Source organism: Halosegnis longus (assembly GCF_009663395.1).
Classification (GTDB): Archaea; Halobacteriota; Halobacteria; order Halobacteriales; family Haloarculaceae; genus Halosegnis; species Halosegnis longus.
Window position 1 is genome coordinate 1755672 of sequence record NZ_QKNW01000001.1, and the last position, 26962, is coordinate 1782633.

At 67.6% G+C, this 26962-nt stretch carries 28 protein-coding genes, 1 tRNA gene and 2 pseudogenes; 14 read left to right on the forward strand and 17 right to left on the reverse strand.

Features of this window, described 5'->3' with window-relative positions; genetic code table 11:
• Positions 1-31: 31 nt before the first annotated feature.
• The gene (locus DM818_RS09420; protein ID WP_075937013.1) at positions 32-217 is read left to right on the forward strand and encodes a hypothetical protein; all 186 of its coding nucleotides are present in this window, start codon (positions 32-34) and stop codon (positions 215-217) included.
• Here DM818_RS09420 and mtnP read toward each other — a convergent pair.
• The gene (gene mtnP, locus DM818_RS09425; RefSeq protein ID WP_075937012.1) at positions 208-1059 is read right to left on the reverse strand and encodes an S-methyl-5'-thioadenosine phosphorylase; all 852 of its coding nucleotides are present in this window, start codon (positions 1057-1059) and stop codon (positions 208-210) included. The two genes, DM818_RS09420 and mtnP, sit on opposite strands and share 10 nt — an antisense overlap.
• A gap of 79 nt (positions 1060-1138) precedes the next feature.
• Between mtnP and DM818_RS09430 the strand changes: the two genes are divergently transcribed.
• Positions 1139-1720 (forward strand): hypothetical protein, encoded by a 582-nt coding sequence (locus DM818_RS09430; protein ID WP_075937011.1) that lies wholly within the window; start codon positions 1139-1141, stop codon positions 1718-1720.
• Between the two features lies 1 nt (position 1721).
• Here the strand turns inward: DM818_RS09430 and DM818_RS09435 are convergent, their stop codons facing one another.
• Positions 1722-2414 (reverse strand): phosphoribosyltransferase, encoded by a 693-nt coding sequence (locus DM818_RS09435; RefSeq protein WP_075937010.1) that lies wholly within the window; start codon positions 2412-2414, stop codon positions 1722-1724.
• Positions 2415-2497: 83 nt separating this feature from the next.
• Here DM818_RS09435 and surE point away from each other — a divergent pair.
• Both surE and DM818_RS09445 read left to right on the forward strand, forming a co-directional pair.
• A pseudogene (gene surE, locus DM818_RS09440) lies at positions 2498-3283 on the forward strand (5'/3'-nucleotidase SurE).
• A 26-nt stretch (positions 3284-3309) separates the two neighbouring features.
• Positions 3310-4623 carry an APC family permease gene (locus tag DM818_RS09445; RefSeq protein ID WP_123124314.1) on the forward strand — a complete coding sequence of 438 codons (1314 nt, stop codon included), beginning with the start codon at positions 3310-3312 and terminating at the stop codon, positions 4621-4623.
• On the opposite strand, the gene DM818_RS09450 is transcribed toward DM818_RS09445, so the two are convergent.
• On the reverse strand, positions 4620-5378 hold the full coding sequence (locus DM818_RS09450) for an SAM hydrolase/SAM-dependent halogenase family protein (protein WP_123124313.1): 759 nt from the start codon (positions 5376-5378) through the stop codon (positions 4620-4622). The two genes, DM818_RS09445 and DM818_RS09450, sit on opposite strands and share 4 nt — an antisense overlap.
• Positions 5375-5884 (reverse strand): nicotinamide-nucleotide adenylyltransferase, encoded by a 510-nt coding sequence (locus tag DM818_RS09455; protein WP_075937007.1) that lies wholly within the window; start codon positions 5882-5884, stop codon positions 5375-5377. The genes DM818_RS09450 and DM818_RS09455 overlap by 4 nt, the downstream gene beginning before the upstream one ends.
• A gap of 166 nt (positions 5885-6050) precedes the next feature.
• Between DM818_RS09455 and lonB the strand changes: the two genes are divergently transcribed.
• Both lonB and DM818_RS09465 read left to right on the forward strand, forming a co-directional pair.
• Positions 6051-8135, forward strand: a complete 2085-nt coding sequence (lonB, locus tag DM818_RS09460; RefSeq protein ID WP_075937006.1) for an ATP-dependent protease LonB — start codon at positions 6051-6053, stop codon at positions 8133-8135.
• A 1-nt stretch (position 8136) separates the two neighbouring features.
• The gene (locus DM818_RS09465) at positions 8137-8931 is read left to right on the forward strand and encodes a CPBP family intramembrane glutamic endopeptidase (RefSeq protein WP_075937005.1); all 795 of its coding nucleotides are present in this window, start codon (positions 8137-8139) and stop codon (positions 8929-8931) included.
• A 62-nt stretch (positions 8932-8993) separates the two neighbouring features.
• Here DM818_RS09465 and DM818_RS09470 read toward each other — a convergent pair whose 3' ends face one another.
• Positions 8994-9452, reverse strand: a complete 459-nt coding sequence (locus DM818_RS09470; RefSeq protein WP_075937004.1) for an MGMT family protein — start codon at positions 9450-9452, stop codon at positions 8994-8996.
• 87 nt (positions 9453-9539) lie between these two features.
• On the opposite strand from DM818_RS09470, the pseudogene DM818_RS09475 reads away from it, so the two are divergent.
• Positions 9540-9977, forward strand: a pseudogene (locus DM818_RS09475) (bis(5'-nucleosyl)-tetraphosphatase); the annotation flags it as partial.
• Between the two features lie 131 nt (positions 9978-10108).
• Entirely contained in the window at positions 10109-11125 is a 1017-nt protein-coding gene (locus DM818_RS09480; RefSeq protein ID WP_075937003.1) for a DUF5787 family protein, read from the forward strand.
• Here the strand turns inward: DM818_RS09480 and DM818_RS09485 are convergent.
• Complete coding sequence (locus DM818_RS09485) at positions 11122-11637, reverse strand: DUF5797 family protein (RefSeq protein ID WP_075937002.1); 516 nt, start codon at positions 11635-11637, stop codon at positions 11122-11124. The genes DM818_RS09480 and DM818_RS09485 overlap by 4 nt on opposite strands.
• A 104-nt stretch (positions 11638-11741) precedes the next feature.
• Between DM818_RS09485 and ribH the strand changes: the two genes are divergently transcribed.
• Together ribH and DM818_RS09495 are read left to right on the forward strand one after the other, a co-directional pair.
• Complete coding sequence (ribH, locus tag DM818_RS09490) at positions 11742-12158, forward strand: 6,7-dimethyl-8-ribityllumazine synthase (RefSeq protein WP_075937001.1); 417 nt, start codon at positions 11742-11744, stop codon at positions 12156-12158.
• Positions 12155-13303 (forward strand): pyridoxal phosphate-dependent aminotransferase, encoded by a 1149-nt coding sequence (locus DM818_RS09495; protein WP_075937000.1) that lies wholly within the window; start codon positions 12155-12157, stop codon positions 13301-13303. The genes ribH and DM818_RS09495 overlap by 4 nt, the downstream gene beginning before the upstream one ends.
• Here DM818_RS09495 and DM818_RS09500 read toward each other — a convergent pair.
• Together DM818_RS09500 and DM818_RS09505 are read right to left on the reverse strand one after the other, a co-directional pair.
• The gene (locus DM818_RS09500; RefSeq protein ID WP_158601442.1) at positions 13300-14838 is read right to left on the reverse strand and encodes a bacterio-opsin activator domain-containing protein; all 1539 of its coding nucleotides are present in this window, start codon (positions 14836-14838) and stop codon (positions 13300-13302) included. The genes DM818_RS09495 and DM818_RS09500 overlap by 4 nt on opposite strands.
• Positions 14839-14890: 52 nt before the next feature.
• Positions 14891-16789, reverse strand: coding sequence for a DHH family phosphoesterase (locus DM818_RS09505; protein WP_123124311.1), 1899 nt, complete (start codon positions 16787-16789; stop codon positions 14891-14893).
• A gap of 107 nt (positions 16790-16896) precedes the next feature.
• Between DM818_RS09505 and DM818_RS09510 the strand changes: the two genes are divergently transcribed.
• Both DM818_RS09510 and DM818_RS09515 read left to right on the forward strand, forming a co-directional pair.
• The gene (locus DM818_RS09510; RefSeq protein WP_075936997.1) at positions 16897-17382 is read left to right on the forward strand and encodes a Mov34/MPN/PAD-1 family protein; all 486 of its coding nucleotides are present in this window, start codon (positions 16897-16899) and stop codon (positions 17380-17382) included.
• Entirely contained in the window at positions 17379-17804 is a 426-nt protein-coding gene (locus DM818_RS09515; RefSeq protein WP_123124310.1) for an adenylyltransferase/cytidyltransferase family protein, read from the forward strand. The genes DM818_RS09510 and DM818_RS09515 overlap by 4 nt, the downstream gene beginning before the upstream one ends.
• A gap of 1 nt (position 17805) precedes the next feature.
• On the opposite strand, the gene DM818_RS09520 is transcribed toward DM818_RS09515, so the two are convergent.
• The 3 genes from DM818_RS09520 to DM818_RS09530 are packed head-to-tail and all read right to left on the reverse strand — an operon-like array spanning position 17806 to position 21474.
• Positions 17806-19407, reverse strand: coding sequence for a phospholipase D-like domain-containing protein (locus DM818_RS09520; RefSeq protein ID WP_153952609.1), 1602 nt, complete (start codon positions 19405-19407; stop codon positions 17806-17808).
• Between the two features lie 30 nt (positions 19408-19437).
• Positions 19438-20727 (reverse strand): HEAT repeat domain-containing protein, encoded by a 1290-nt coding sequence (locus DM818_RS09525; protein WP_123124309.1) that lies wholly within the window; start codon positions 20725-20727, stop codon positions 19438-19440.
• 39 nt (positions 20728-20766) lie between these two features.
• Positions 20767-21474, reverse strand: a complete 708-nt coding sequence (locus DM818_RS09530; protein WP_075936993.1) for a protein sorting system archaetidylserine synthase — start codon at positions 21472-21474, stop codon at positions 20767-20769.
• An 89-nt stretch (positions 21475-21563) separates the two neighbouring features.
• Between DM818_RS09530 and DM818_RS09535 the strand changes: the two genes are divergently transcribed.
• Entirely contained in the window at positions 21564-21974 is a 411-nt protein-coding gene (locus DM818_RS09535; protein ID WP_075936992.1) for a plastocyanin/azurin family copper-binding protein, read from the forward strand.
• A 17-nt stretch (positions 21975-21991) separates the two neighbouring features.
• Here the strand turns inward: DM818_RS09535 and DM818_RS09540 are convergent, their stop codons facing one another.
• The 4 genes from DM818_RS09540 to DM818_RS09555 are packed head-to-tail and all read right to left on the reverse strand — an operon-like array spanning position 21992 to position 24439.
• Positions 21992-22630 (reverse strand): 30S ribosomal protein S3ae, encoded by a 639-nt coding sequence (locus DM818_RS09540; RefSeq protein WP_075936991.1) that lies wholly within the window; start codon positions 22628-22630, stop codon positions 21992-21994.
• A complete protein-coding gene (locus tag DM818_RS09545) occupies positions 22623-22850 on the reverse strand; it encodes a KEOPS complex subunit Pcc1 (RefSeq protein ID WP_123124308.1) in 228 nt (75 codons plus the stop codon). The genes DM818_RS09540 and DM818_RS09545 overlap by 8 nt, the downstream gene beginning before the upstream one ends.
• Complete coding sequence (locus DM818_RS09550; RefSeq protein ID WP_123124307.1) at positions 22847-23974, reverse strand: hypothetical protein; 1128 nt, start codon at positions 23972-23974, stop codon at positions 22847-22849. Before DM818_RS09550 ends, DM818_RS09545 begins: the two co-directional genes overlap by 4 nt.
• A complete protein-coding gene (locus DM818_RS09555) occupies positions 23975-24439 on the reverse strand; it encodes a 30S ribosomal protein S15 (RefSeq protein ID WP_075936988.1) in 465 nt (154 codons plus the stop codon).
• Between the two features lie 204 nt (positions 24440-24643).
• On the opposite strand from DM818_RS09555, the gene DM818_RS09560 reads away from it, so the two are divergent.
• Positions 24644-24715, forward strand: a tRNA-Ala gene (locus DM818_RS09560).
• A 40-nt stretch (positions 24716-24755) separates the two neighbouring features.
• On the opposite strand, the gene DM818_RS09565 is transcribed toward DM818_RS09560, so the two are convergent.
• Entirely contained in the window at positions 24756-26090 is a 1335-nt protein-coding gene (locus DM818_RS09565) for an aminotransferase family protein (RefSeq protein WP_075936987.1), read from the reverse strand.
• A 66-nt stretch (positions 26091-26156) separates the two neighbouring features.
• Positions 26157-26960, reverse strand: a complete 804-nt coding sequence (locus DM818_RS09570; protein ID WP_123124306.1) for an alpha/beta fold hydrolase — start codon at positions 26958-26960, stop codon at positions 26157-26159.
• Positions 26961-26962 lie beyond the last annotated feature (2 nt).

The following is a 26962-nucleotide window of genomic DNA, read 5'->3' on the forward strand; positions in this document are numbered from 1 at the left end:
TTTAGACGCGGAGCGCCCGGAGCCGTGCGCAATGAACGTGCGTGACGTGGCCATCGCGGCCGTCCTCGCGACGCTTCTCGCCAACCTCCTCATCGCCGTCACGCCCGCCGGCGGGATCTTCTACGTCGGGTCGATTCTCGTCGGTAGCGTCGCCGGACTGCTCGTCGCGCGCCACCTCGTGGTGCCGTATCTGGACGGCGACTGGAATCAGAGGTAGTCGCCGACGAGCAACTCGACCCGCTCGCGCGTCTCGGCGTCGATGGCCTCGGTCGGCGTGTTGACGGCTCCCTCGACGGCGTGACCGCAGTCGCACTCGCGTTCCTCGGGCATCGACTCGACGGCCTTCCGGATGGTCGATTTGATGAACTCCTCGTTGGCGGCGGCGTTGTCGAGCACCTCTTCGAGGGTGACCTCGGCGTCGTCTTTCCACACGTCGTAGTCGGTGATGCCGGCGACGGTCGCATAACAGAGTTCGGCCTCGCGGGCGAGTTTGGCCTCCGGGATGGCGGTCATGCCGATAATCTCGAAGCCGGACGCGCGGAAGTGCTCGGACTCGGCCTTCGTGGAGTACTGTGGCCCCTCGATGCAGACGTAGGTGCCGTCCTCGACGACCTCAGCCTCGGAGGCGTCGCGGGCACTGTCCGCGAGATGCGATTTCATGTGCGGACAGTACGGCTGTGCGAACTCCATGTGGACGACACACCCCTCCTCGAAGAAGGAGTAGTGGCGGTTTCGCGTCCGGTCGAAAATCTGGTCCGGGACGACGAGCGTCTGTGGCTCCAGTTCCTCGCGCAGCGAGCCGACGGCGTTGGAGGCGAGCACGCGCTCGACGCCCAGCGACTTCAGCGCGTAGATGTTCGCGCGGTATGGCGCGCTCGTGGGTGAGTACTCGTGGTCGCGACCGTGACGGGGGAGGAAGGCGACTTCGGTGCCGTCGGGCATCGAGCCGACCGTAATCGGTGCGGCGGGGTCGCCGTACGGCGTCGTCACGTCCTCCTCGTGGGTGTCTTCGAGCGGGAGCGAGTCGTAGATACCGGAGCCTCCGATGAAGCCAATCATATCCGCGATTCGACGGTCACCGACAAAAACGGCCCTGTCTCGACCGAAGACACTTATCAACTTAGCCGGGTGTTCTGGTATGAATCGTCGCTGCTTCCTCGCTGCTGTCGTGGCCAGTGTACCGCTTGCCGGCTGTCTCGGCTCACGGTCGACGCCGGAGTTGGTCGAAGGTGGGACGACACGGGGTAGTGCTGCCGTCGCTGCCGCCGAGCGTACGGTCACGGACGCCCCCGGCTACGAGGACGGTATCGAGTACTTTCCGGACAACGACACCGTTCGCTACGCGACGAGCACCAGCGGCGGTGAGCCGACCGACTACGAGACGCGTTCCGTCGCGGAGTGGAGTGACATTCAGAGCACGGAACTGGCGGCAGAACGCGTCGGAAAATCGGTTACGTCGGAACTCGATATCGACTCGCAAACCGGGTTCGGGACCCCTCCGGACAGCTACGACGGTGACGCCCGCGCGGTCGCGTTCGTGACGCTGACACAGACCCTCGACCGCGACGGACGACTCGTCGGTGACCCCGTCGAGGTGTCACTCGAAACTCTCGCCGAGGCCACGCCACGAGCTGTCGATACGACAATCAGGCTCGACGGAGCGACGTTCACGAGGACGGTCCCAGTGTTTGCACGCATCCTGACTCGGCGATACTCCTAACTCAGGCGAGTCGCCACTCGTCGCTCGCGGTGCGTTCGACTTCCCCGCGGCGCTCCATCTCGGCGAGCACCTCGCCCATCCGGTTCGGCTGGGCGATCTCCATCTCGATGCGCTTGATGTCGTGGGCCTCTGCGAGCGCGTCGCGAATCTCGTCTTTGGTGAACGTCGCCCCCTCGGTCACCTCCATCGCGCCCGAAACGAGGTCGATCATATCCTCGATGAAGTTCCACGGGTAGACGACCCACGTCCATTCGGCGAGCTTCTCACCGACGAAATCAGGCTGGAACTCGCTGGTGTCGAGCAGTTGGAGCGTCGCGGTTCGGACCTCGCCGGCGTCGCGGTCGGTAACGTACTCGTAGGCGCGCTCGATGCTGCCGCCGGTATCGGCGATGTCGTCGATGATGAGCACGTCCTTCCCCTCGACACTCCCCTCGGGCATCGGGTACCGGACGCTCGCGCCGTCGGACTTCTGTGCCGTGCCGACGTAGTGTTCCATCTTCAGACTCGTCAGGTCGTCCAGCCCGAGGAAGTCACACAGACAGCGACCGGCGAACCAGCCGCCCCGCGCGAGCGCGACCACCACGTCCGGTTCGAACTCCGCGCGTTTCACCTCGTTCGAAACCGTCCGACAGAGGTCGTAGATGTACTCCCAGTTGGTGACCGTGCAGTCGAAGTCCTCGGGAAGGTCGCTCATGCCCGCAGGTGGGACGCGCCCGTGGTTAAATGTGGACGTTCGGGGGTCGAAACCCACATCTCCGTCCGTGGCGTCGACTCGGTATGACAGACCCCTCGATTCTCGTGACGAACGACGACGGTATCGACGCCCACGGCATCCGCGCGCTGGCCGACGCGCTCGAAGCCGTGGGAGACGTAACCGTCGTCGCCCCCGCCGACAACCAATCCTGGGCCGGCCGCGATATGACGTAGCACGCCGGTCCCACGGGTATCGAGGAGACCGACCGCGGCTACGCCGTCGAGGGAACGCCCTCCGACGCCGTCGCGGTCGCGATTTCCGTCCTCGATATCGACCCCGACATCGTCGTCTCCGGCATCAACGACGGGATGAACCTCTCCGCACACATCCTCGAACGCTCGGGCACCGTCGGCGCGGCAATCGAGGCCGTCCACTTCGGACTGCCCGCCATCGCCGTCTCGACGGCAGACCACACCAGCCCCGAGCCACCCCATCCCGACCCCGACGCCTTCGAGACGCCGGCCGAGGTCGCTGCGTTCGTCACCGAGCGCGTCCTCGCCGACGGACTCGGCGAGGCGGAGTATCTGAACGTGAACGTTCCCGCCTTCCCCGACGACCCCGAGATTCACCGAACGCGACCCACCCGGGAGTACGCCATCGAGCACGCACCCACCGAAGAACAGGAGGAGGACGGCGTGGCGCTTCGCGACCCCGGCTGGCAGCAGTTTCTCACCGGCGAGTCCATCGACGCGCCCGAGACCGACCGTCACGCCGTCCTCGACGGCAACGTGAGCGTGACGCCGATGCGGCTCCCGCGGGCCGTCGAGACCGACGCGGACTTTTCTGGGTTCGACCACCACCCAGCATAATGTAGGTTGCTTTCGACGCCGGAGATATGAGCGACGACGGACGACTCGGCTTGGTCGGTGCTGCCTCGATTGCGCTCGGTGGGATGATCGGCGGCGGCGTCTTCGCCGTCCTCGGTGTTGTTGCACAGATCGCCGGCGCGGCCGCGTGGCTCTCCTTTTCGGGTGCCTGTCTCGTCTCCGCCGCGGCGGCCTACTCGTATCTCCGGCTCAACGACCTGAGCGACCGCCGCGGCGGCTCGGTCACGCAGATCCAGGCGTTCACCGGCAACGGAGCCGTCGCGGGCGTCGTCGGCTGGACGCTCCTGTTCGGCTACCTGGGCGCGATTGCGATGTACGCGTTCGCGTTCGGGAGCTTCGCCGTCGAACTGCTGGGCACGACACACCCGCTCGCACGCCCCGTGGCCTCCGTCGTCGGTATCGGGCTGTTCGTCGGACTGAACGTCCTCGGGACGCGCGCGTCCGGCATCTCGGAGACGGCGCTCGTCGCCGTGAAGCTGCTCGTGTTGCTCGTGTTCGGGCTCTGGGGATTCTACTACGGGAACCGGACGGGGAGTCTCGACTTCGGTCTCGGCCGGCTCACCTCCGTCGGGCCGTACTACGCCCTCGCCGTCTCGTTCGTCTCGTTTCAGGGGTGGCAACTGCTCATGTACGACCAGGAGGCGATCGCGAACCCGCGCGAGATACTGCCGAAGGCAATCTATCTCTCTATCGCGGTCACCGTCGTCGTGGACGGGCTCATCGCTATCGTCGTCACGTCGCTCGCCCCGACGGAGGTGATTCTCCAGAATCCGGAGACCGCCCTCGCCGTCGCCGCCGAGCCGTTCATGGGACAGGTCGGCTTCACGCTCGTCTCCGCGGCGGCCATCTTCTCGACCGGCTCTGCCGTCAACGGGACGCTGTTCTCGGCGGCGTACTTCACCAAGGGAATGATCGGTGACGGGCTGTTTCCCGACGCGGTCGGCCGGGCCGGCACTGACGGCGTCCCGACGCGGACCGTCGTCGTGCTCGGAACCGTCGCCGCCGGCTTCGCCGCCGTCGGCTCGCTGCAAGGGATTACCTCCTTCGGCTCGCTGGCGTTCATGGCCGTCTTCGGCGCGATGAGTTATCTTGCCTTCCGCGAGCGCGACGGGTACGTCTCGACGCTCGTCCCCGCCGTCGGCGTCGTCGGGACGAGCATCCTCTTTCCCGTCTTGCTCTACCACCTCGCGACGAACGAGCCGGGAACGTTCACGACGGTCGTCTTGGCGGCCGTCGCGGTCGTTTCTCTCGAACTACTCTACTTCGAGCGCGAGACCATCCGCGACGGATTCCACGCGGTCGAGGAGCGCATCGAGTCTTAATCCCACGCGAGCGTGACCTGCTCGCCCGTGGTGACGCCGAACTGCTCGTCGCCGCGCCCCTGATTCACGGCCAACTCCACTCGCTCGTGGCTGCCCACCGTGACGAGGGCCGTCCCGGCATCGGCGCGGGCGTAGGCGGGGACCACGGGGTACTCCCGACCGCCGACGCGGATTTGCTCGCGGCCGTCGAGCAGGTCGCCGGGCAGATTCGTCACGACGTTTCCGAAACCGTCGACCGCGAGCACCTCGCCGGTCGCGCCGTCGTCGCGAATCGTCGGCTCCGGCAGTCGAAACGCCTCGTACTCGCGGGTGCGGACGAGCGCGGGGAGTCGGTCGAGGTCCGCGACGCCGACCTCGTGGCAGTCGGCGGCGACGGGCGCGAACACGTCGCGCCCGTGGAAGGTGTTGCTCGCCGGGTCCTCGACGCGGACGGCGAACACCTCGATGTCGTCGCCGTCGGCGAGCGCCCGCGCCGGGGGCAAGAGGAGGCCGTTGTCCGGCCCGACGAGTGCGTGGTCGCCGGCGCGGACGACGAGCGCCTGTCTGTCGGTGCCGACGCCGGGGTCGATGACCGCACAGTGAACCGCGGGTGGAAACTCCGGCAGGACGAAGCGGAGCCAGAAGGCCGCCTCGCGTGGTGCCTGTCGGGAGAAGTCGTGGCCGATGTCGACCGTGTCGGCGTCCGTGCGACGCGCGATGACGCCCTTCATCGCGGCGGGGTACGGCTCGCCGAAGTCGGTTGCGAGGGTAATCACGTGTCCGAGTCCAGAATCTCGTGGAGTCGGTTGACGCCGTCGATTTCGTGGATGGTCTCGACGACCGACTCGGGGACGAGTTCCTCCCACTCCCCGCCGTTGGCGATGCGGTCGCGGACCTCGGTCCCTTCGAACTCCTCGCGGCGGAACATCGGCGAGGAGCGCACCTCGACGCCGGCCTCCTCGAACAGGCGGACGACGAGCGGATTGTTCGAGTAGGCGACGTCGAACTTCGGCGACATCGACTGGACGTGGCTCACCCAGACGGCGTTTCGGTTGAGGTCCTCGATGGGGACGGCGTAGGTGAAGATGTCGAGGTCGGCCGTCGCCTTCGTGAGCATCATGATGCGCTCGCCGGCGGTGAAGGGGTTTCGGGCGGTGTGTGACTGGTCCGCGCTCCCGATACCCAACACGAGTTCGTCCACTTCGCCGGCGATACGCTCGACCATGGCGTGGTGGCCCTCGTGGTAGGGCTGGAATCGGCCGATGTAGAACCCGCGGTTCATATCCGGGAGTTGACCGGCACCAGTATAAGTACGGCGTGTCGCGGGTCGGTGTCCCGCGGCTGGGTAAATCGCCGCTCTGTCCCGTGGTTTTCTCCGATTGGCGACTCGACACCGGGAGAAAGTATATCAGTCGACGGGCCGTGTCATATAGTAACGAAACAATTGTATGAGCGACGATACCGACACGGACGACCCGTTCGACGACCTCGACATCGACGAGGACTCGTTCGGGGAGGACGACAGCACGCCGACGGGCCGAGACAACACGAACGACCCGAACGGGAACGTTGCCCCGGTCGAGGACCGAGACGAACTCGGGAGCGACGTCGGTGCCGACGCCGGCGTCGAAATCGCCGACGACGAGGAGGACAACCTCCTCGGCGGGCTCCAACTCGACACGTCGGCCGACATCAGCGTCCCCGACCGGCTCGTCGATCAGGTAATCGGACAGGACCACGCCCGCGACATCATCCTGAAGGCGGCCAAGCAGCGCCGCCACGTCATGATGATCGGCTCCCCCGGGACGGGGAAGTCGATGCTCGCGAAGGCGATGAGCCAACTGCTCCCCCGCGAGGAGCTGCAGGACATCCTCGTCTACCACAACCCCGACGACGGCAACGAGCCGAAGGTCCGGACGGTGCCGGCCGGGAAAGGCGAGCAGATTGTCGACGCCCACAAGGAGGAAGCACAAAAGCGCAACCAGATGCGCTCGTTCCTCATGTGGATCATCATCGCGGTCATCTTCGGCTACACGCTGTTGATTCTCCAGAACCCGGTGATGGGTATCATCGCGGCCGCGCTGGTGTACATCGCGTTCAAGTACACCTCACGCGGCAGCGACGCGATGATTCCGAACCTCCTCATCAACAACGCCGACCAGCAGACCGCGCCCTTCGAGGACGCGACCGGTGCCCACGCCGGTGCGCTGCTCGGTGACGTTCGCCACGACCCGTTCCAGTCGGGCGGGATGGAGACGCCCAGCCACGACCGCGTCGAAGCCGGCGCGATTCACAAGGCCAACAAGGGCGTCCTGTTCGTGGACGAGATCAACACCCTCGACATCCGCTCACAGCAGAAGCTGATGACGGCTATCCAGGAGGGGAAGTTCTCCATCACGGGCCAGTCCGAGCGCTCCTCGGGCGCGATGGTCCAGACGGAACCCGTCCCGTGTGACTTCGTGATGGTCGCGGCCGGGAACCTCGACGCGATGGAGAACATGCACCCGGCGCTCCGCTCGCGCATCAAGGGGTACGGGTACGAGGTGTACATGGACGACACCATCGAGGACACGCCGGAGATGCGCCGCAAGCTCGCGCGCTTCATCGCGCAAGAGGTCGAGAAGGACGGCCGACTGCCGGCCTTCACCCGCGAGGCGATGCAGGAGGTCATCCTCGAGGCACAGCGCCGTGCCGGCCGGAAGGACCACCTCACGCTCGAACTGCGTAACCTCGGTGGCCTGGTCCGCGTCGCGGGCGACATCGCCCGCGCCGAGGACAAGGAGTTCACCGACCGCGCGGAAGTGCTGGAGGCGAAGGACCGCTCGCGGTCCATCGAACAGCAGCTCGCGGACAACTACATCGAGCGCCGCAACGACTACGACATGACGGTGAACCAGGGCGACGTGGTCGGCCGCGTCAACGGGCTCGCCGTCATGGGCGACGACTCCGGTATCGTCATGCCCGTCATGGCGGAGGTCGCGCCGTCGCAGGGACCGGGCGAGGTCATCGCCACCGGGAAGCTACAGGAGATCGCCCAGGAATCGGTCCAGAACGTCTCGGCCATCATCAAGAAGTTCTCCGACGAGGACATCTCGAACAAGGACATCCACATCCAGTTCGTGCAGGCCCACGAGGGAGTCGAGGGCGACTCCGCGTCGGTGACGGTCGCGACGGCCGTCATCTCCGCGCTGGAGAACATCCCCATCGAGCAGAACGTCGCCATGACCGGCTCGCTGTCGGTCCGCGGCGACGTGCTGCCGGTCGGCGGTGTCACGCACAAAATCGAGGCCGCCGCGAAGACCGGCGTCGACACGGTCATCATCCCGAAGGCGAACGAGCAGGACGTGATGATCGAAGACGAGTTCAAAGACCAGGTGGAGATCGTGCCCGTCTCGCACATCTCCGAGGTGCTCGAGGTCGCACTCGCCGGCGAACCCGAGAAGGACTCGCTCGTCGACCGGCTTCGCTCCATCACCGGAAAGGCCCTGGAGTCCGGCGAGACGCAGCCGAGCGGCTCGCCCAGCCCGCAGTAGCGTGTCGAACTGGGCCGCGTTCGCGGGCGTCGCGACCGCGGTCACGCTTCTCCTGTTGGCGCTCACTCACGCGACGAGCGTGAGCGCCAGCTTTCCGACCCGCGCCGAGGTGGAGTGGCTGGAGTCGCTTCCGGACGGGAGCGACCACCTCGCGCCGGACCGCGACGCGCCGCCGGACCCGGAGCCGTCGCTGTCGGCCACGGCGCTGTTCGTGAACGTGCTCGTCACGCACGGACTGCTCCTGTGTCTGCTCGTGGTCGCGGCGTTCTTCGCGGCGATTCCGGCCTCGGCGTTCGGACTCGCCGTCTCAGCCGAGACGGTCGCCGTCGGCGTCGGCTTCGGACTGGCGCTTTCTGTGGTGAACACGGCCGCCGGGCTGGTGGCCGAGCGATACGGCTACGCGCCAAGCGAACAGCTTCGGGGAATCCTCACGCCGGAGACTCCTGGCGGGTGGCTGCTGTTGCTCGGTGGCACGCTTCCGCTCGTCGCCGGCTTCGAGGAGTTCCTCTTTCGGGGCATCCTCGTCGGCGTGTTCGCGGCGGGGTTCGACGCGTCGCCGTGGGCACTCGCCGCGGTCTCCTCCGTCGCGTTCGCCCTCGCTCACGAGTCACAGGGCCGGGTCGGCATCCTCGTTACGGGACTGCTGGGGCTGTTGCTCGCCATCGGCTACGTTCTCACCGGAAGTCTCGTTGTCGTGGTCGTGGCCCACTACCTTGTCAACACCGTCGAACTCGTCGTGTTTGAGGGGCTTGGTGTCAGGGGCAAACAGGGAGGTCAAGCGACGCCACACCGGTGACCCCCGCAACCGCGAAGCCGGTGTGGGCAACTCACCACACGGGGTCGGTGGTACGTCTTCTGTTATAATCCTTCGAGCGCTCGGAGCTGTTGGACGACCTCGGGCGGGGCTGCACTCGGGCCGTCACGGACCCGGTGGTCGCCGACGACGAGGGGTGCGGGGTTCGCGGCGAGCGCCTCCCGCACGGCCCGCAGGTCGTCGTCCTCGTCGTCGTTCAGGTCCGGCGTCATCCGGGCGAGCGCGGCGACGCTCGTGTTCTCGCCGTAGCCGACGGCGCGGAGCGATTCGAGCACCGCTCGCTGGTCGGTCGGAAGCGTGAGCGCGACGGCTACGTCGTCGAAGTCGTCCGGTTCGCCTTCCAGATACCGCTCGATGCGGTCGAGCAGCGGGTGTGCGTCGCTCGCGTCGTCGTCGGGCGTCTCGGGAAACGAGACGGAAAGCAGTCGCTCGGATGCGTAGCCGAACTGCACACAGCGGCCGAGTCGGTCGCTCTCGCGGGCGTAGATTCCGGCAGTGTCCATACCCACTCGTCGGCGCGACCGGGCATAAGGCTCGGCCCCACTGTTCGGGCGTCCGACACCCCTTTAAGCCACGGTGGAGTATCGTTGATAATGATAGAGGCCACGAGTGCGGGAGCCATCCTCTTTCGGGATACCCGTGGCCGGCGCGAGTATCTGCTGTTGAAGTCGCGACCCGGCGATTGGGAGTTCCCCAAAGGCGGCATCGAGGGGGACGAAGAGCTACAGCAGACCGCCATCCGCGAGGTGACGGAAGAGGCCGGTATCGAGGATTTCCGGCTCTTAGACGGCTTCCGCCAGGACTACGACTACGTGTTCGAGGCGAACGGCAACACCATCCACAAGACGGTCCACCTGTTCGTCGCGAAATCCTTCGAGGCCTCCGCCGAACTCTCGAAGGAACACCGCGACATGCAGTGGCGCGACTACGAACAGGCCATCAACACCATCACGCAGGACGGTCCCCGCGAGATTCTCCACGACGCCCACGAGTTTCTCGACGAGTACTTCGAGGAGGGTGACGAGGAGCCTCCGGAGACGGACGACGACGGAGACGCCGAGGCCGCGAGTGAGGCGTCGGTGGCGACCGACGACGAGCCACAGACCAGCGACGACATCGAGTCGGTCGGACAGCGCGTCGGCGAGTCCGACGACGAGTAGTGGACGACCCGGAGTTCATCTTCGAACTTCGCGTCTGTCGGTGGGCCGAACAGCAGTGGCCACCGACCCGCGAGCGCGGCGACACCGCCGTCCTCGTCGCCCGCCAGCTCGGGATTCGGTCGCGTCGCTACGACACTCTCATCTTCGAGTGTGACCCGGCGGCACTGGAGGCGCGCGGCGTCTTCGGCGACGAACGGCTCGAATCCGATATGCTCCACGTGCTCACGAACGCGCCGACAAGCTACGGCTACTACCGCGACGTGCTCCCGGACCCCGGCTACAGTTGGAACCACGTCCGCGAGACGATTCACGCCGCGGACGACCGAGGTCTCGTCGACACGCGCCGCAACGGCAACCGTATCGAGATTCGCCGCCGCTACCGCTACCCCGACTGGGTGGACCGCGTCGTCGCTATCGAGAACAAGCCGGACCTCTCGGCGAGTGCCGCCACGGCGCTCGCCGACCAAATCGAGCGCGACGTGGCACTCGGCTTGGCGGACGAAGTGTGGGTCGCGACGGAGGCGACCGACGACGAGGTCGCGCCGGCGCTGTACGAACGGCTTCCCGTCGAGGCCGGCATCCTCGCGGTCGGTGAGACGGTCGACGTAGCGTGGAACGCGACCGCGCTCGCGACCGGCGAGCCGGGGACGCGCATCCTCGACCGACCCGACGGGGACGAACACGACCTGAGCGCGGCGCGGTTCGAGTACGCGAGCGTCGAGTGGAAACGGGAGAAACGCCGGCAGATCGCGGAACGCGCCTACGAGCGCGGCTGGCGGTCGTACGTCGACACGATGCGACCCGACTGCCGCGAGTTCGAACTTCGGGACCCGGACATCCCGCTTCCCTACTGTCGGGCGAAGGGTCGCCACGTGACGAGCGCGGAGTGTCGCCACGCCTGCGGGTCGTTCGCGCCGGAACCGCCGGCGTGGCGGTCGAAGGGGTGGCCGATCGAGGGCGGCCCGGGAAAGGGGTACAAACGACTGCTGGCCCGCCAGCGGGACCGCCGCCGCTAGTCGTCGCGCTCCTCGACTTCGAGTTCGTCGCGGTCGACGGCGAGCCGGAACGTCGGGACGGTCTTTTTGATCGAGGTGACGACGCCCTTGCTCTCCAGCGAGCGGAGCCCCGAGCGAACCTCGCCGACTTCGGGGTCGTAGCCGGCATCGCGCAGGTCGTGCAGCACGCTGACGACGCTCTGTGGCTCCTCGTCACGTCCGGCGAGCACCTCGATGATGCCGACCTGTAGGGCGGGCACGCGGACGACGCGAGGACCGCCCGCGTCGCCGTCACCCTCGATGCCCGGTTCCACGTCGACGAGTTCGGCCGCCTCGTCGGTCGCGCGGATGAGGCTGTTGTCGTCGCGGTAGTAGAATCGCTTCAGTTCGCCTTCGAGATACTGGTGGACCTCGCTGCCCGACTCCATCCCCCACCGGTCCTGTAGCTCACCGTTTTTCGTCGGCTGGAGCGCGACGATGTCGGCGAGCCGCCCGCTGGCCGTCTCGTCCAGCTCCTGCTCGCGTTCGCTCATACGCGGCGGCTACGAGTGGGGTGTATTTCGCACTAGCGGTTCGGGGCCGCCGAGCGGACTGCGTCGAGCGGCAGGCCTTTCATCTCCCCGGCGGAAGCGAACGCATGGTCACGCTCGGACTCGTGGTGGCGCAGTTCAACAAGGAACGGCCCATCACCCACGAGATGGAAGCCGCCGCGCGCGACGCCGCCGCCGAGCGCGACGCCACCATCGCCGAGACGGTTCCGGTGCCCGGTGCCTACGACGCGCCGCTTGCCGCGGACCGACTCGCTCGCCGCGACGACATCGACGCCGTCGCCGTCATCGGTGCCATCATCACCGGCGACACCGACCACGACCGCGTCATCGCCGACGCCACCGCACAGGGGCTGACGGACGTATCCCTCGACCGCGATACGCCGGTCACCTACGGCGTCACCGGCCCGGGGATGAGTGTTGCCGACGCCGAGGCACGTATTCCGAAGGGCGGCGATGTCGTCGACAGCGCAATCGACCTCGCAGTAGAACTCGAAGACCTATGACCCAGACATTCGCAGACCGCGTCACCCGTGTCGAACCGAGCGCCACTATCGCCATCTCCAACCTCGCCAGCGAACTCGAGGCCGACGGCGTCGACGTCGTCGACTTATCCGTCGGCGAACCCGACTTCCCGACGCCCCAGAACATCGTCGAGGCGGGCAAACAGGCAATCGACGACGGCCACACCGGCTACGCTCCCTCCAACGGGATTCCACAGCTCCGGGAGGCCATCGTCGAGAAGTTCGAGGCCGACGGCCTCTCCTACGGCACCGACGAGCTCATCGTCACGCCCGGCGGGAAACAGGCCCTCTTCGAGGTGTTCATGGCCCTGCTCGATGAGGACGACGAGGTCGTCCTCTTCGACCCGGCGTGGGTGAGCTACGAGGCGATGGCGAAGATGGCCGGCGCGTCCATCGAGCGCGTCGACCTCTCGCCGTACGAGTTCCAACTCGAACCCGCCCTCGACGAGCTGGCCGAGGTCGTCACCGACGACACCTCGCTCATCGTCGTCAACAGCCCGTCGAACCCGACGGGCGCGGTCTTCTCCGACGCCGCCCTCGAAGGCGTCCGCGACCTCGCCGTCGAACACGACGTGATGGCACTCTCCGATGAAATCTACCAGGAGATTACCTACGGGACGGATATGACCTCCCTCGGCAGCCTCGACGGGATGGAAGACCGGACGATTACGCTCAACGGCTTCTCGAAGGCCTATTCGATGACGGGCTGGCGGCTCGGCTACGTCGGGCTTCCCGCCGACCTCCACGAGCAGGCCGCGAAGATTCAGAGCCACTCGGTCACCTGTGCGACTCACTTCGTCCAGTACGCCGGGCTCGAAGCCCTGACCAACACCGACGAGGCCGTCGCGGAGATGCGCGATGCGTTCCACGAGCGGCGCGACATGCTGCTGGAGCTGTTCGCAGAACACGACAAGGACGTTGCCACGCCCGAGGGTGCTTTCTACATGATGCTCCCGGTCGACGACGACGACCAGGCGTGGTGTGAGGGTGCAATCGAGGACGCCCACGTCGCGACCGTCCCGGGCAGCGCGTTCGGGACCCCCGGCTACGCGCGATTATCCTACGCCGCGAGCGAACAGCGACTCCGCGAGGCGGTCAAGCGACTCGCCGAACACGACTACATCTAGTCGAGATACGCCTCGACCAGTTGTCGCTGTGCCCGCCGGAGATGGTAGTGGAGCGTCGCCGCGGAGATGCCGAGACGCTCGGCGAGGTCCTCTGCGGTCACGTCACGCGGCCACTCGAAGTAGCCCGCCTCGAACGCGGCTTCGACCATCTCGGTCTGTTTGTCCGTCAGCTCCGTCGAATCCAGCCACGCCGGCTGGTCGCGTCGCCCCTGCTCGGAGAGCGTCCGTTTGGCGCGCAGCTCCGTCTCGGGGTAGATTTCGCGTATCCGGTCGAGTATCTCCCGCACGTCCGTCCCCTCGGGTGCGGTCGCGACGATGGTCGCGCCGTCGGGGTCGAGTTCGATGCGGCGCGTCTCGGCACCCGCCGCGAGCAACATGCCGGCGGCCGACTCGTCGAAGCGCACCTCGTACAGGTTCGCGTCGGCGTCGACGACGCGTGACGACTGCACGTTGTCCGTGTTCTCCATCTCCGCCACGACCCGGTCGGGGGCGGCCCCTTCGATGGTGTAGTACTGCACGATGGTGCCGTCTCCCTCCTGTGTCATCCACTCGCGCTCGCCGGTCGCGCCCGTCTCTTTCGCGAACCGGACAATCGGGATGGCGTCGCTCTTGAGCCGAAGCTCGAGTTCGATGCGAGGCTGTGACAGCATCAGCCGCTCCGTCTGGACTGAGCCGATTGCCAACCCGGCGACGCGGCCGAGCTGTGTCAACAGCGTCTCCTCGAGTTCCCCGTACCGGTCGGGCGTGTCGGTGTAGCTGGTGAGCACGCCGTATATCGTCCCGTCGGCGACCAGCGGGACGGAACAGCCGGCGTGGAACCCGTGGTCGGCGGTGAACGCACGGGGACCGTCGGGAAGCTCCGAGTTGGGGATATCTCTGATGGTCGATATCCGCCCGGTCTGTGCGGTCACCAGCGCCGGACGCGCCTCGTCGGCTTCCGTCCACTCACCGGCGAACGCGTCGACGGACACCGTCTCCGGGCCCGCTGCTGCTACCGGTTCGAGTCGCCCGTCGCGTTCCTCGCCGACCCAGACGGCCCGGTAGAGACCGGCGTTGCCGAGCGTCTCGCACAGCGCGTGCTCGATTTCCTCGCGCGTCTTGGCTGCGATGACGCGGTCGGTCGCGAGCTGTACTGCCTCGAGCAGTTCTGCGCGCGGCAGATCGCCGTCGGCAACCGAGACGATTCCGGTGAGAACGCTTTCTCCGCCATTCTGCGTCAGGTTCGTCGTGTGGTGGTGTGTACACTGCTCGCCGTCCTTGCGGACCATGTCGATTTTGTCGGTCCAGTAGGTCGTCTCGTCTGCTCCGGCGAGCCGCGCCTCGAACCGGTCCCACGTCTCGGCGGGAAACAGGTCCGGTGCGTCCAACTGCGAGAGCTCCTCGTCGGTGTAGCCGACGACCGAGGCGAACTGCTCGTTCCACCACGCGATGTTGCCACCGGCAGCAAGCTGATACGCGGGCTGTGTGGTCTCGCCGAGCACGGCAGCGACCGAATCGGCCCCCGACCCGGCCGATACGACGTGCTCAGGGTTCATTCTATACAAACACAACGTGGTCGAGGCGTAAAAGCCCACCCGACCGCGGCACTTACTCGACGAGCGTCGAACGGAGGTCGTCGTCGAGTTCGGCATCGCTCATTTTCTCGACCAGCGCGTCGAGCACTTCCTCGCGCGCGCCGGGCACGAACTTGATGGAGCCGACGACGAGGTGGCCGCCGCCGCTGACGCCCGCCCCCGGTAGTTCCTCGGTCAGTTCGGACACCATCTCCGGGATGTCGAGGCGGACGCCGTCGGACCGAAGGACGGCGAAGTCCGGCCCGAACCCGATGGTGATGACCGGGTCGCCCGTCTCCTGCACCTTGCGGTCGTGAATCTCGCCCGTCGTCTTCCCCGGCGCGGGGTAGATGAACCGGTGTGCGAACTCGTCCACGTCGACCCGATAGAGGTGCGCGTCGTTCGACAGCATCTCGTGGTCGATGTGCGGGAGCGCGTCCTCGACCTGCTTCGTTACGTCGCGCTCGGCGCGCTCGGCGAGGAACTCCACGAGGTCGTGGTGGCGTTCGGCGTCGCCGCCGAGGTTCAACACGTCCTCGATGACGGCGTCACCGGAGTTGTAGCGGAGCCAGTGGGCGGCGTAGTCGAGCGCCTCGCTGATGTCGTGGAGGTCGTCCTTCTCGTAGCCGGCTTCGCTCGCGAGCGCGAGGTAATCGTCCATCGCGTCGGCCTGCGAGCGGTCGGCGAGTCCCGCGACCGCGGGAACGTGTTCGAGGTCGGCAGAGAGCGACGGGTCGATCATCCGCGCGAGTTCGACGCTCATCATCCCCGTCGTGATGCGGTAATCCTCGTCGTGGAGGTACGGATTGACGTGGGCGTCGAGCAGCGGCTCGACGGCCTCCGGGTCGGGGTGGTGGTGGTCGACGACGACAATCGGGATGTCGTACTGGGCGAGCGCGCGGTAGGCGGGCGTGTCCTCCTCCGTCGAGCCGTTGTCCAACATCAACAGGAGCGGGAGCTTCTGGCCGTGTCGCTCCTGGTCTTCGAGCGCGTAGTTCAGGTCCCGCGTCATGTCCTCCATCTCGTAGTACGGGGCCTTCGAGGGGAGCCGGCGGAACAGGTGCTGTGGTGCCTGGCTGTCCTCGTGCACCTCGCTGATGAAGCTCTGGAGCGCGAGCTGGACCGGGACGGACGCACACATGCCGTCGCCGTCGGCGTGGTGGCGCATCCGGATCGGGCGGCCGTCGAGCACTGCTCGCCGGAGCCGTTTCGCGACGCCGCGAAGCTCCTCGCGAATCGGCTCGAAGGCCTCCCACTCGATGAGCGGCTCGACTTCCGCCGGCGCGGCCGTCTCGTCTAACTGCGTTTCGAGCCGCTCGCGGACCTCGTCGCTCTCCTCGCCGTCGAGTCGCGCGAGTTCGTCGACCTCGACCTGAATCGCGCCCTCGCGGGTCTCCACGTCGCCGGTCACGCGGACGATGTCGCCGATCTCGATGTCGGGATACGCGCGGACGCCTGCCTCCTCGAAGGCCGCAGCCGGAACGACACCGGAGCCGTCACGCAGTTGGAACAGCGTCGGCCCGCCGGTCTGTTTGATACCGACGACTTCGCCCTCGACGTGGACCGCCTGGCCGACGGAGTCGGCGAGGTCGGAGACGCCGACGTTCTCGCCGTGGCGCACCTCGACGGTGACCGGGTCGGCGGGGTCGGCCTCGTGGAAGGACAAGTCGCCGTCCTCGCGAATTTCGGCGAGTTCGACGACGAACTCGTCGCCGACCTCGTACTCGCCGTCGAGGACGGAGTCGTGGACGAGCCCGGAGACGTGCGCTGAGATGTCGACGAAGACGCCGTACTCGACGACGCCGTTGACGGTCGCGTGATACAGCGCGCCCTCCTCCACGTCGGCGAAGGTACAGCCGTCGGCGAGCGCGTAGACGGTGGGGCCGGCAGCCCCCGTGCTGGGACTTTCTCCAGCATCAACAGATGGAACCATTAGTGAGTATTGCGGCCTTTCTCCCGTTAAGCGTTTCACTTCCCGGCAGGGGCCGCCGAGACGCCGCCTATCGGAACCCTTAGTTTTGCGCCGACCCGAATCTGCGTATGCGTCTGTTCCGGTCGAGTACGGTGATCGGTATCGCAGAGGGCGCCCTCTCGTTTGCCCGTTCCGCCGCGGAGGACACCCACCCCGACGAGTACATGGGGCTCCTCCGCGGCGAGGACGCCCGCGACCTCGGGCTCGACCGCGACGGCACCGTCGTCACCGACGTGCTCATCATCCCCGGAACGACCTCCTCGCCCGTCAGCGCCACCGTCCGTTCTGACATGATTCCGACCGGCGCACGCTCCGTCGGCTCGCTCCACTCTCACCCGAACGGCGTGCTTCGCCCCTCCGACCAGGACCTCCAGACGTTCGGCAACGGCAGCGTCCACGTCATCCTCGGTGCGCCCTACGGTCCCGACGACTGGCGCGCGTTCGACCGGAGCGGCGACCACCGCGAGCTGGAGGTGCTCGACGTCGAGCTTCCCGACGACGACTTCTTCGATTTCACGCAGGCTGATATCGACGCCGAGCTGGAGGGACGATGACGACGGTCGTCGCACAGGGGACCTTCGACATCCTCCACCCCGGCCACCTTCATTACCTGCGTGAGGCCGGCTCGATGGGTGATGAACTCCACGTCATCCTCGCGCGCCGGTCCAACGTCACCCACAAGGAGCCGCCGATTTTACCCGACACCCAGCGCCGGGAGATGGTCGATGCGCTCGACCCCGTCACCGAGGCCCACCTCGGCCACGAGTCGGATATCTTCGTCCCCATCGAGCGCATCGACCCGGACGTCATCGTGCTCGGCCACGACCAACACCACGACGACGACGCCATCCGCCGCGCGCTCGCCGACCGCGGCATCGACTGCGAGGTCGTTCGCGCCACGCCACACGAGACCGACGAGGAAGTGCTCTCGACGGGTCGCATCATCGACCGCATCTGCGAACAGCGGTGCGGGTAGCTCACTCGAACTGGAGTCGCCGCGCCGCGAGCAGACAGCCGACTCCGAGCACACCGAGCACCGCGATTAGCCCAGCCGGGCGCTCGCCACCGCTCCCGCTGGCCCGCCAGTCGCGGTCGAAGACGTTCCGGTAGTAGTCCGACACAGCAGCCCCCGACACTGCGAGCAGCACCTCTCTGTTTTCCCGCGCCGAGTTGTCGTTCCAGTTCATGCTCCCGAGGACGACGGTCTCGTCGATGACGACACCCTTGGCGTGTACCTTCTCGTACCCCTGCGGGCGGGCGAGCCGCGCCGTGAGCGAGAGTCCCTCGCGTTCCGCAATGTGATTCAGCCGATCTACGATGCGGCGATTCTCCTCCTCGACGTACCACGCACCCGACAGCAGTATCCGGACCTCGACGCCGCGGCGGGCCGCCTCAACGGTTGCCGCGACGAGCGACTGGTCGACGCTTCCGACGCTCATCTGAAGTACGCGGACCGACGACTCCGCCCGCTCGATACGGCGAACCACCTCCCGCTCGGCGTTGTCCGGCGCGGTGAGCAGCGACACGGACTCGTAGTCGAGCGTCGCGGGCTCCGTCCGGGCCCGGAACGACCCCGAGACGGGCGACTCGCTGGTGAACGTCTCCCCCTCGCGGAACTCTCTCCAGGGGATCGCCGCCCGATACCCGAAGTCGCCGGCGAACGTCTCCGCGAGTCGACTGACGACCGCCTCGTCAGCGACGGTCGCGCCCCAGCCGCGCGACGACGTGCCGCCGACCCCGGACGGCTTCCAGTTTTCCGTCAGGACGGTCGCCCGGCCGTCAGCGACGGCGTACTTCGCGTGGTGGTAGCGGTAGCGCGCCGTCGGCCCGTCGACGACCCGGACCCCGACTCCCGCGTTCACAAGTCGGTCCAGTCGCGCGGCCTGTTCACTCGTGATGCCGCCGACTGGCCCGCCTTCCAGCAGGACCCGCACCCGTGCACCGCGGTCGTGTGCCCGGACGAGTGCGTCGGTCACGCGCCGGGAGGTGAGCGTGTAGCCGGCCAGCAGGACGCGCTCGTCGGCCTGCTCGATTGGCGCGAGCGCGGCCGCTGGCGCGTCGGGTAAGACGAAGCCGCGCGCCTCGCCGCTCGTGCCGTCGACGACCGGATACTCGGTCACGCCGACCGGTCGCCACCGTCCGTCACTGTACACCTCGGCTTCGGGTGCGTCCTCGTACGCGAGCGCGGCGACGGTTTCGCCGTCGCGCTGCAGCCGGAGCCGTTCGCCGCTGTTCGAGAGCCGCGGGAGCGGGACCTCGACGACGCTTCGATTCCCGGGTCGCCGGACCGCCTCTGGATGGGCGGTCAAAATCACGGTTCCGGTCGCGTTCACCGCCGGCAGCCCCAGTCGTTCCTCCCCGTCGTCGAGCGTGTACGCAGAGAGGTTTGTCCCCTCACCCACAGTCACCGCGACGTACTCACCGCGGTCGTTCTCCGCGAGCGGGTTCGCGGCGACCGACGCGAACGCGGGATGCGGACCGTCCTCGGCGGTCGGTTCGTCGGCCGCGACCGCGACAGCCCCGGCTCCCGACGCGACGGTGAGCAGACACGCGAGGAGGACGAGTCGGAGGTGAGCCACGCGACGGGTGGCGCGGCTCCGGTGATAAAGTTACGCGGCCGCGGTCGCGCCGAGGTGGTCTTCGGCCTTCTCGGCTTCCGACTGCACGAGGAACGAGCGGTCGTCGACGTACTGGGCGGCCTCTTCGAGGGCGCGTTCCGTGCCGATTTGGACGAGTGCCCACGCCGCCGCGGCGCGGACGCCGTCGCGCTCCTCCTCGGCGAGCACGTCGCCGAGCGGCTCGACCGCGCGGGTGTCGCCGATGCGACCGAGCGCGCGGGCGGCCTGCGACCGGACCTCGTAATCCTCGGCGACGAGCCGGTTCGCGACCGGCTGTGTCGACTCCGGCGAGCCGATTTCGCCGAGCGCCTTCAGGACGGTCTTCTGGAGCGGCGGGTTCGACTCGTCGCTGATGTAGTCGTGGAGCATCTCGCAGGCCGCGTCGTCGCCGATCTTGCCGAGCACTTCGATGGCGGGTCGGTCACGCCGCTGTGCGAGCCCCTCCATCGCGTCGTACGCCTCCGGCGCGCCGAGCCGGCGGAACGCCTCCACGCAGTTGTCCTGCATGAACTCCGAGTCGAACGTCTCGAAGGCGGTCAGGATGCGCTCGGGGTCGTTCTCCTGTTCGGCGATGCGGACGACGCCCAACTCCGGCGGGAAGTCCTTGCGGTTGTCCGAGTCGAGCCGGTCGTAGAACCCCTCGACGGTGAGCTGTTCGACGACGGTGAGGTCGTCCCACTCCTCTGTGGCCTCCAGCGCGTCGGCGAACGCGTCCGTGGCCTCCAACAGCGCGGCAATGGTCTCGGCGTCGTCGTCGGCGTCGAGGTCGGCGTCGGCGACGGCCTCGGCCACGCTATCGAGGGCGGCGGTGTAATCCTCGGGGAAGTCGGAGCCGTACTCGACGCTGGTGTCGAGGGTGCTGGTGACGCTCTCGGTGAGCGTCTCGGTCGCCGCGATTACGTCCGGCTCGCCGTCTTCGGTCCAGCGGGTGTCGGTGATGGTCTCGCTGCCCGCCTCGATGGCGTCGACCACGTCGCTCCCGTAGGGGCCGCGCTGTGCCTCGAGCTGGCCGCGAAGCTCCTCCAGTCGCCCGGTGAGCCGCTCTGCCGGCGGCTCTTCGTCCTCGTCGTCCGGTTCGGGAAACGACGCGTTCTCGATTTGCGTCTCGGCGGCGTCGAGCGTCGCCTCGACCTCGTCGAGGTCGGCCTCGGTCTCGGCGGCCTCGAGTGCCGTCTCGGCCTCGTCGAGTCGTTCGTCCACTGTCTCGGGCGTGACGTCGACGGCCGTCTCCTCGTCGGCCGGCGCGTCGGTCTCGTCGGTCTCGTCGCTCCCGTCGCTCATACCGTTCTCTCCGTGAGTTGCAGAAAAGAGCGTTTCCCTTCACTCACGCCAGTAGAACCGCGGCGACAGCGTGACGTACGCCAGCGCACAGATGAGCAACGCGATGGGGAAGGCCCGCCGGAGCGCCGACGGGAACAACACGGTACACGCCTGCACCGCGCCGAGAATCAGCGCGTCACCGGCAAGGAGGTCCGGATAGGTGATCGGTGCGAGCATCGCGACCGCGAGCACGACCGTCGCGCCCACAGCAATCGTCGGGCCGACGACGCCGTAGATGACGCTGCCGGTCGCGGTGACGCCAGCTACCTGGAGTGCAGCGAGCAGCGTCGCGGCCAGCGTCGTCTGGACGCCTTCTGTCGTGGTGTCGTCCTCGTCGTAGGCGGCGTACATCCCGAGTCTGAGGACGCCGGCCGCGACGAACAGGCCACCGGCGACGAGCGGGGCGACTGTTGCGGCTCCGAGCGTGAATCCGGAGCCGACGCCGGCGAGACTGAATACGAGCACAGCGGGCGCGACGACGAACGTCGACACGTCGGCGAGCGCATCGAGGAACGCGCCGGCCTCAGAGGAGCCGTATCTGCGGGCGACCACGCCGTCCAGCCCGTCGGCAATCGCGCCCAGCAGGATGAGCCGTGCCGCGAGCGTCGGCTCCACGGTGGCGACGGCGGCGGCGACGAAGCCGATAGCCGCGTTGGTGACGGTCACGATGTCGGCTGCTGACACCCTGCCGACGAACCGTGGCTTCATATCTCTGGGTCGCCGGTCGCTCCCTTATGCGGTTCGCTTCGACGGTCGAACCACGGAACGTTTAGCCCCGTATCCCCAATCAAACGGTAATGAAGCGCCGGACTCTTCTCGCGACGGTGGGGACGGTCGCAACCGCGAGCCTCGCGGGCTGTTCCAGCGGCCTGTCCGAAGAGGACTACGACATCGGGATGACAGCAAACCAGTTTCGCCCGACCAGCTACACCGTGAGCGTCGGCGACACGGTCGTGTGGGGGAATCCGAGCTCGCGGGGCCACTCCGTCACCGCCTACGAGGACGCGCTCCCCGAGGGGGCCGACTTCTTCGCCTCGGGCGGAGCCGACACCGAGTCGGCAGCCAGAGACGGCTTCTGGGGGAGCAGTCGGGGACGACTCGCCTCCGGTGACCTGTACGAGCACACCTTCGAGGTCGCCGGCGAGTTCCCGTACTTCTGTATCCCCCACGAGGACGGCGGGATGGTTGGCACTATCGTCGTCGAATAAACGGAAAAGACGCTGCGTTACTCGACCTCGACGTCGTCTTCGTCCACGTCGACCGCGGTGTCTTCCTCCTCTGCGACCTCTTCCGGGCGTGCTTCGAGCGTGAGCTTCTGAATCTCGACGCGGCGAAGCGGGTAGATGGTCTTGGCCTCCGCGTAGATGGCCGAGGAGAGCCGCCCTTCGACGATGCTGTCGATGACTTCGTTGAACGTGTGTTCCTGTGCCGTCTCGCGCACGATGTCCGTCATCGTGCGGCGGATGGCGCGCTCCTGGCTGTGGTCCGCCTTCTTAGTCGTGAAGGCGACGGGCTGAATCTGGATGCGGTAGTCGTCGCTCGTGAGAATCGTCTCGAACGACTCGATCTTCGAGGAGCCGTGTCGGACGAGCGAGCGCAGGTAATCACGCGTGAGCGTGTACTCGACGAACTCCGTGTAGACGGCGTCCGAGCCGACGTCGGTGATGCGGAACGTCAGCTTCGTGTTGTTCTCGCTGGCGTTGTCCTGTAGCTCGCCGAGGGTCGTCTCGATGGTTCGGTTGTAGAGCTGTTCTGGTTCGTCTGCGGTGGTCTCACCGAGCTCCGCCCGGTCGAACTGCTCGGGGGCGATGACGGTGTACCACTTCTTTTCTTGACTCTGCTTGGATACGCTTCGGTCACTCATTGTTGGATGTTGTGTCTGTAATCGTCTGGTCTGCTACTATCAGATTCCGTACGTAGTCGTCCGCCGACGTGCGGAGGCCGCCGGTCGTCTCGCGAGCGATGGTCGTCTCGACCACCTCGCCGTCGACCGTCGTCTCCATCTCCGTGGTGTTGTCCGGTTCCAGCGCCGCGGCCACCGCGGCCGCGCGCTCGTGTGTCGTCCGGACGGTCGCGCGCTTCATACCGCGCGACGCACCTCCGTCTCGGCGGTGTCGGCGTCGATCCCCTCGATGTAGCCGGTCGTCGTCCGCCCCGTCGCGGTCGCCTCCGCCTGCTCGCCCACGCGCCGGGCGTGCTCGCCGGCGTGTTCCCCCGACAGCGCCGCCCGCTCACCGTCGACGGCGAGCGCGAGCGACTCCGGCGAGCGAAACGCCTGTGCGAGCCTGGCGACGGTCCCCAGCGGGGCCGTCTCCGCGACCCGAACCACGAACAAGCCGTTGTGGCGGGCGGTCTCTCCGGCTCGCAGGCCGGTGTGAGCCGCCGTCGCGTGGTCGCGCCAGACGTCGAGCGCCTCGTCGGCGCGTCTCGGCTCCTCGTCGGCGCGCGCGGCGTCGATAGCCAGCGCCACGCCGAGTCCGGGCCGGCGTCGGGCGCAGGCGTCGAGCACGTCGGCGTAGCCGCCGACCGTCGCGAACGGGCCGCCGACGTGTGGACGCAGGACGCGCTCGACGCGCTCTGCGGCGTGGGCGGGTGCGTCCTCGATTGCGCGGAGCGCGACCGCCGACGCGATTCGCCGGTGGGTCTCCGAATCGAGCGACTCGGCGTCGAGCCCGCCGACGAGTGCCGCCGCGGTGTCGCGTGCGGCCGAGAAGCCGGCGTGGACGAGCGTCGAGTGGGCGAGCCCATCGACGAGCGTCTCCGTGTCGCCGCCGACCGGCACCGCGACGCCGGGTCTGCGGTCGAGCTTCGCCGTCGCCGGCTCGTACAGCGGCGTGTTCTCGCCGGGCGTGTAGCCGGCCGCGACGGCTCCTGCGAGCGCGAGGACGGCGTCGGCGTCGGTCCCGATGTCGTCCGCCGCGGTGTAGGCCGTCGCCGACAGCGGCTCGTCGGTGAGCGCGATGTCGGCGTCGGCGTCGGCTCCGAGACACACGGTGAGGTCACCGTCGGTGACGGTGATATCCGGGACCGCCCTGACTGAGGCGTGAAACGGGGTGTCGGTCGCGTGGAGCGCAGCCGCCAGTTGGCCGAGCGCCGCGAGGGCGTCGCCGTCGGCGGTCGCCTGGAGCCGAACGAAGTCGGCGTCGCGACAGGCGGCCGCGAGGCTCTCGGCCGGGGCGGACTGTGCTGGACGACCGGATTGTGTCATCTATTGGGTAATCTCGACGGCAACTTCGTACGAGTACGTGAACTCCTCGTCGATCTCGTCGCCGCGGTAGTAGTCGATGAGGCGTCGAATCTTCGACTCCGTGTTCTGGAGCGCGCGCTTGTTCTGGTAGTCGGTCTGATTCTCGTCCATGTGGTCGCGCAGCCGGACCGCACGCGCCAGCAGATTCCGGAGGTCCTCGGGGACCTCGGGGGCGGCGTCGTGCTCGTCGAGAATCTCGCCGACCTTCTTGCCGGTGACGAGCTTCACGTCCGGGACGGGAACGCCCTGGACGCCCTCGTCGCGCAGCTTCATGCCGATCTGGGACGGGTCGTCGCCCTGCTCGGCGAGTTCGACGACGCGCTCCTCGACGGCGTCTGCGTCTACGTCACTCCACTCCGGGTTCTCGTCTGCCGCGGGCTTGTCCGAGCCGGACGAGCCACGACGGCGGGTATGCATTCGTGCCATAGATTGATTGAACGAACACGAGCCGCGACAGCGAGGTCTACTCGCACGTCCGCAATCCCAAGCCACACAACCGGTGGCAGGTCGGATTTGCGGCTGTGCCGTTCCTACAACGTATTCTCCCGCTCGCGTACTTATGGGTTGTTACTCCCGCCTCTCTGGTTCGATGGGTTTATACTCGAAAGCGGGATACGATGGAGTGCACGCGGGCTTGTAGATCAGTGGTAGATCGTTCCCTTGGCAGGGGAAAGGCCCAGGGTTCAAATCCCTGCAAGTCCACTCCTTCGCTCCGTTTCACTCCGACCAGTCCCGGACTTTCTCACTCGAACGTCGCCCCGATAGCGTTATCGAGGACCGACACCGCACGGTCGATATCCGACTCGTCGACACACAGCGGCGGCGAGATGATGTTCTGGATGTCCGGACGACCACCGCCGAACAAGACCCCGTGCTCGCGGGCGTACTCGCGGGTCTCGGCCACGGGATTATCTTCGTCTCCGTTCTCGACCATCGGGTCGACGAACGGCTCGCCGGTAGCGGGGTCGCGAAACTCGACACCCCAGTGGAAGCCGCGCCCGTGCACGTCGGCGACGGCGTCGTGTTCGGCTTCGAGTTCCCGGAGCCGGTCTTCGAGCAGGGGAGCCAACTCCCGGACGTTGTCGATGAGCCCGTCCTCGTACTCGTCCATCGCAGCCAGTCCCGCCGCACAGCCGAGGGGGTGGCCAGCGAACGTCTGGCCGACGGCGATACCCTCCTCGCGGAAGTGGTCGCTCAACGCGCCGTTCGCGACGACGCCGGCCAGCGGAACGTACGCGCTGGTGACGCCCTTCGCGAAGGTGATCATGTCCGGGCGGACGCCCTCGGTGCCGATGCCGAACCAGTCGCCACACCGCCCGAACCCCGTAATGACCTCGTCGGCCACGAGCAGGATGTCGTACTCGTCACAGAGCTCGCGGACGCGCTCGAAGTAGCCCGGCGGGGCCGGATACGCGCCGCTGGTCCCGCCGATGGGTTCGGTCAGGAGCGCGGCGATGCTGTCGGGACCCTCGTTCCGGATGACCCACTCCAGATGGTCGGCCGCCTGGTCGGCCAACGCCTCGGGTGCGTCGGCGTCGAAACACTCCGGCAGGGGTGGCATGAACCGCGCGGTCCCGGAGGTGGCGGCGTACCGTTCGACGGTCGCGCGCGTCGACGGGTCGCCCGTGAGACTCGCCGCGCCGTAGGTGCCGCCGTGGTACGAGCGCCATCGGGTGAGCACCTTCGGAGCGTCCTGATACGAGCGCGCGAGCTGCATCGCGGCCTCGTTCGCCTCGCTGCCGGAGACCGAAAAGAAGACGCTGGCGTCGTCGACGGGCGCGACCGCGGCGAGCCGCCCGGCCAACGCCGAGCGCGCGTCGTTGTGTTTCGAGGAGGAAACGTACGCGATGCGGTCGAGTTGGTCGCGGATGGCGGCGTTGATGCGTTCGTTGCCGTGGCCGGCGTTCACACAGTAGAGCTGGGCGATGAAGTCGAGATACTCCTCGCCGTCTGCCGTCTGGATGTACGCGCCGTCGCCGTCGGTCACGTCCAGCGTCTCGGCGTCGGGCGAGTGCCAGTGTGGTATCGCTCGGTCCTCGGACCCGGGTGAGACGGGCGTTCGATTCGGTCGTGACATGTGCACGAGCTATGCAGTCTCGTGTGATAAGTGCTGGCACGACACGCACCCGTCGGTCGAGGCCGGCTACGCCAGCCCTCGCCGCTCGACGAACGCGCGAACCTCGCTGACGGCGGCGTCGAACTCGTCACGAACGACGGTGTGGCCCGCACCGTCGATATGGACGAGGGGGCCGTCGAGCGGCCCGGCAAGCCGGCGTTCCTCCTGGCGGATACGGTCGTCGGCATCGGCCTTCAGGACGAGCGTCGGCGCGTCGATGTCGCCGAACGCGTCCGACGTGACGGGGTAGCCGGCGTGTGCCAGCGCCGCCGTGCGCGGGTCGCACTCGCCCTGTGCGACCGCGCGGCGTCGGGCCTGTTCGCCTTCGGCTTCGAGCGCGTCGACGCGCTCGGCGAGCGATTGGCTCCGCCACTCGTGGACGCGGTCGCGGACGAACCGCCGTCGCTCGTCGGCGCTCATCGGCGGCTCCGAGTCGGCAAAGCGCGCAGGGTCCTCCAGCACGAGGGCGTCGAGGTCGGCTTCGGTCGCGAGCCACGCGGCGGTCGCGGCTCCCATCGAGTGGCCGTAGACGACTGGCGCGTCGAGTCCGAGCGCGGCGATACCCTCGCGCATGTCGGCGACGCGGTCGGCCATCTGGTAGCCGGTCGCCGGGGCGTCGGTGTGGCCGTGGCCGCGGGCGTCGTACGCGTGGACGGTGAACTGCTCGGCGAGCGCGTCGACGATGGGCCGGCGACAGCGGGCGCTCTCGTAGAAGCCGTGTGCGAGAAGCAGCGGGGGACCGGCACCCGTCCGGTAGGTGCGGACGGTGATGTCGTTCGCCCGGACGGTGTCCGTGGTCCAGCCGTCGGGGAGTCGGAGCGGACGGCGCACCC

Excerpts from the sequence above, each read along its gene's own strand:
- DM818_RS09420 (WP_075937013.1), top strand. The coding sequence starts at position 32 with ATGAACGTGCGTGACGTGGCCATCGCGGCCGTCCTCGCGACGCTTCTC.
- mtnP (WP_075937012.1), bottom strand. The coding sequence starts at position 1,059 with ATGATTGGCTTCATCGGAGGCTCCGGTATCTACGACTCGCTCCCGCTC.
- DM818_RS09430 (WP_075937011.1), top strand. The coding sequence starts at position 1,139 with ATGAATCGTCGCTGCTTCCTCGCTGCTGTCGTGGCCAGTGTACCGCTT.
- DM818_RS09435 (WP_075937010.1), bottom strand. The coding sequence starts at position 2,414 with ATGAGCGACCTTCCCGAGGACTTCGACTGCACGGTCACCAACTGGGAG.
- DM818_RS09445 (WP_123124314.1), top strand. The coding sequence starts at position 3,310 with ATGAGCGACGACGGACGACTCGGCTTGGTCGGTGCTGCCTCGATTGCG.
- DM818_RS09455 (WP_075937007.1), bottom strand. The coding sequence starts at position 5,884 with ATGAACCGCGGGTTCTACATCGGCCGATTCCAGCCCTACCACGAGGGC.
- lonB (WP_075937006.1), top strand. The coding sequence starts at position 6,051 with ATGAGCGACGATACCGACACGGACGACCCGTTCGACGACCTCGACATC.
- DM818_RS09470 (WP_075937004.1), bottom strand. The coding sequence starts at position 9,452 with ATGGACACTGCCGGAATCTACGCCCGCGAGAGCGACCGACTCGGCCGC.
- DM818_RS09485 (WP_075937002.1), bottom strand. The coding sequence starts at position 11,637 with ATGAGCGAACGCGAGCAGGAGCTGGACGAGACGGCCAGCGGGCGGCTC.
- ribH (WP_075937001.1), top strand. The coding sequence starts at position 11,742 with ATGGTCACGCTCGGACTCGTGGTGGCGCAGTTCAACAAGGAACGGCCC.
- DM818_RS09495 (WP_075937000.1), top strand. The coding sequence starts at position 12,155 with ATGACCCAGACATTCGCAGACCGCGTCACCCGTGTCGAACCGAGCGCC.
- DM818_RS09500 (WP_158601442.1), bottom strand. The coding sequence starts at position 14,838 with ATGAACCCTGAGCACGTCGTATCGGCCGGGTCGGGGGCCGATTCGGTC.
- DM818_RS09505 (WP_123124311.1), bottom strand. The coding sequence starts at position 16,789 with ATGGTTCCATCTGTTGATGCTGGAGAAAGTCCCAGCACGGGGGCTGCC.
- DM818_RS09510 (WP_075936997.1), top strand. The coding sequence starts at position 16,897 with ATGCGTCTGTTCCGGTCGAGTACGGTGATCGGTATCGCAGAGGGCGCC.
- DM818_RS09515 (WP_123124310.1), top strand. The coding sequence starts at position 17,379 with ATGACGACGGTCGTCGCACAGGGGACCTTCGACATCCTCCACCCCGGC.
- DM818_RS09525 (WP_123124309.1), bottom strand. The coding sequence starts at position 20,727 with ATGAGCGACGGGAGCGACGAGACCGACGAGACCGACGCGCCGGCCGAC.
- DM818_RS09530 (WP_075936993.1), bottom strand. The coding sequence starts at position 21,474 with ATGAAGCCACGGTTCGTCGGCAGGGTGTCAGCAGCCGACATCGTGACC.
- DM818_RS09535 (WP_075936992.1), top strand. The coding sequence starts at position 21,564 with ATGAAGCGCCGGACTCTTCTCGCGACGGTGGGGACGGTCGCAACCGCG.
- DM818_RS09540 (WP_075936991.1), bottom strand. The coding sequence starts at position 22,630 with ATGAGTGACCGAAGCGTATCCAAGCAGAGTCAAGAAAAGAAGTGGTAC.
- DM818_RS09545 (WP_123124308.1), bottom strand. The coding sequence starts at position 22,850 with ATGAAGCGCGCGACCGTCCGGACGACACACGAGCGCGCGGCCGCGGTG.
- DM818_RS09550 (WP_123124307.1), bottom strand. The coding sequence starts at position 23,974 with ATGACACAATCCGGTCGTCCAGCACAGTCCGCCCCGGCCGAGAGCCTC.
- DM818_RS09555 (WP_075936988.1), bottom strand. The coding sequence starts at position 24,439 with ATGGCACGAATGCATACCCGCCGTCGTGGCTCGTCCGGCTCGGACAAG.
- DM818_RS09565 (WP_075936987.1), bottom strand. The coding sequence starts at position 26,090 with ATGTCACGACCGAATCGAACGCCCGTCTCACCCGGGTCCGAGGACCGA.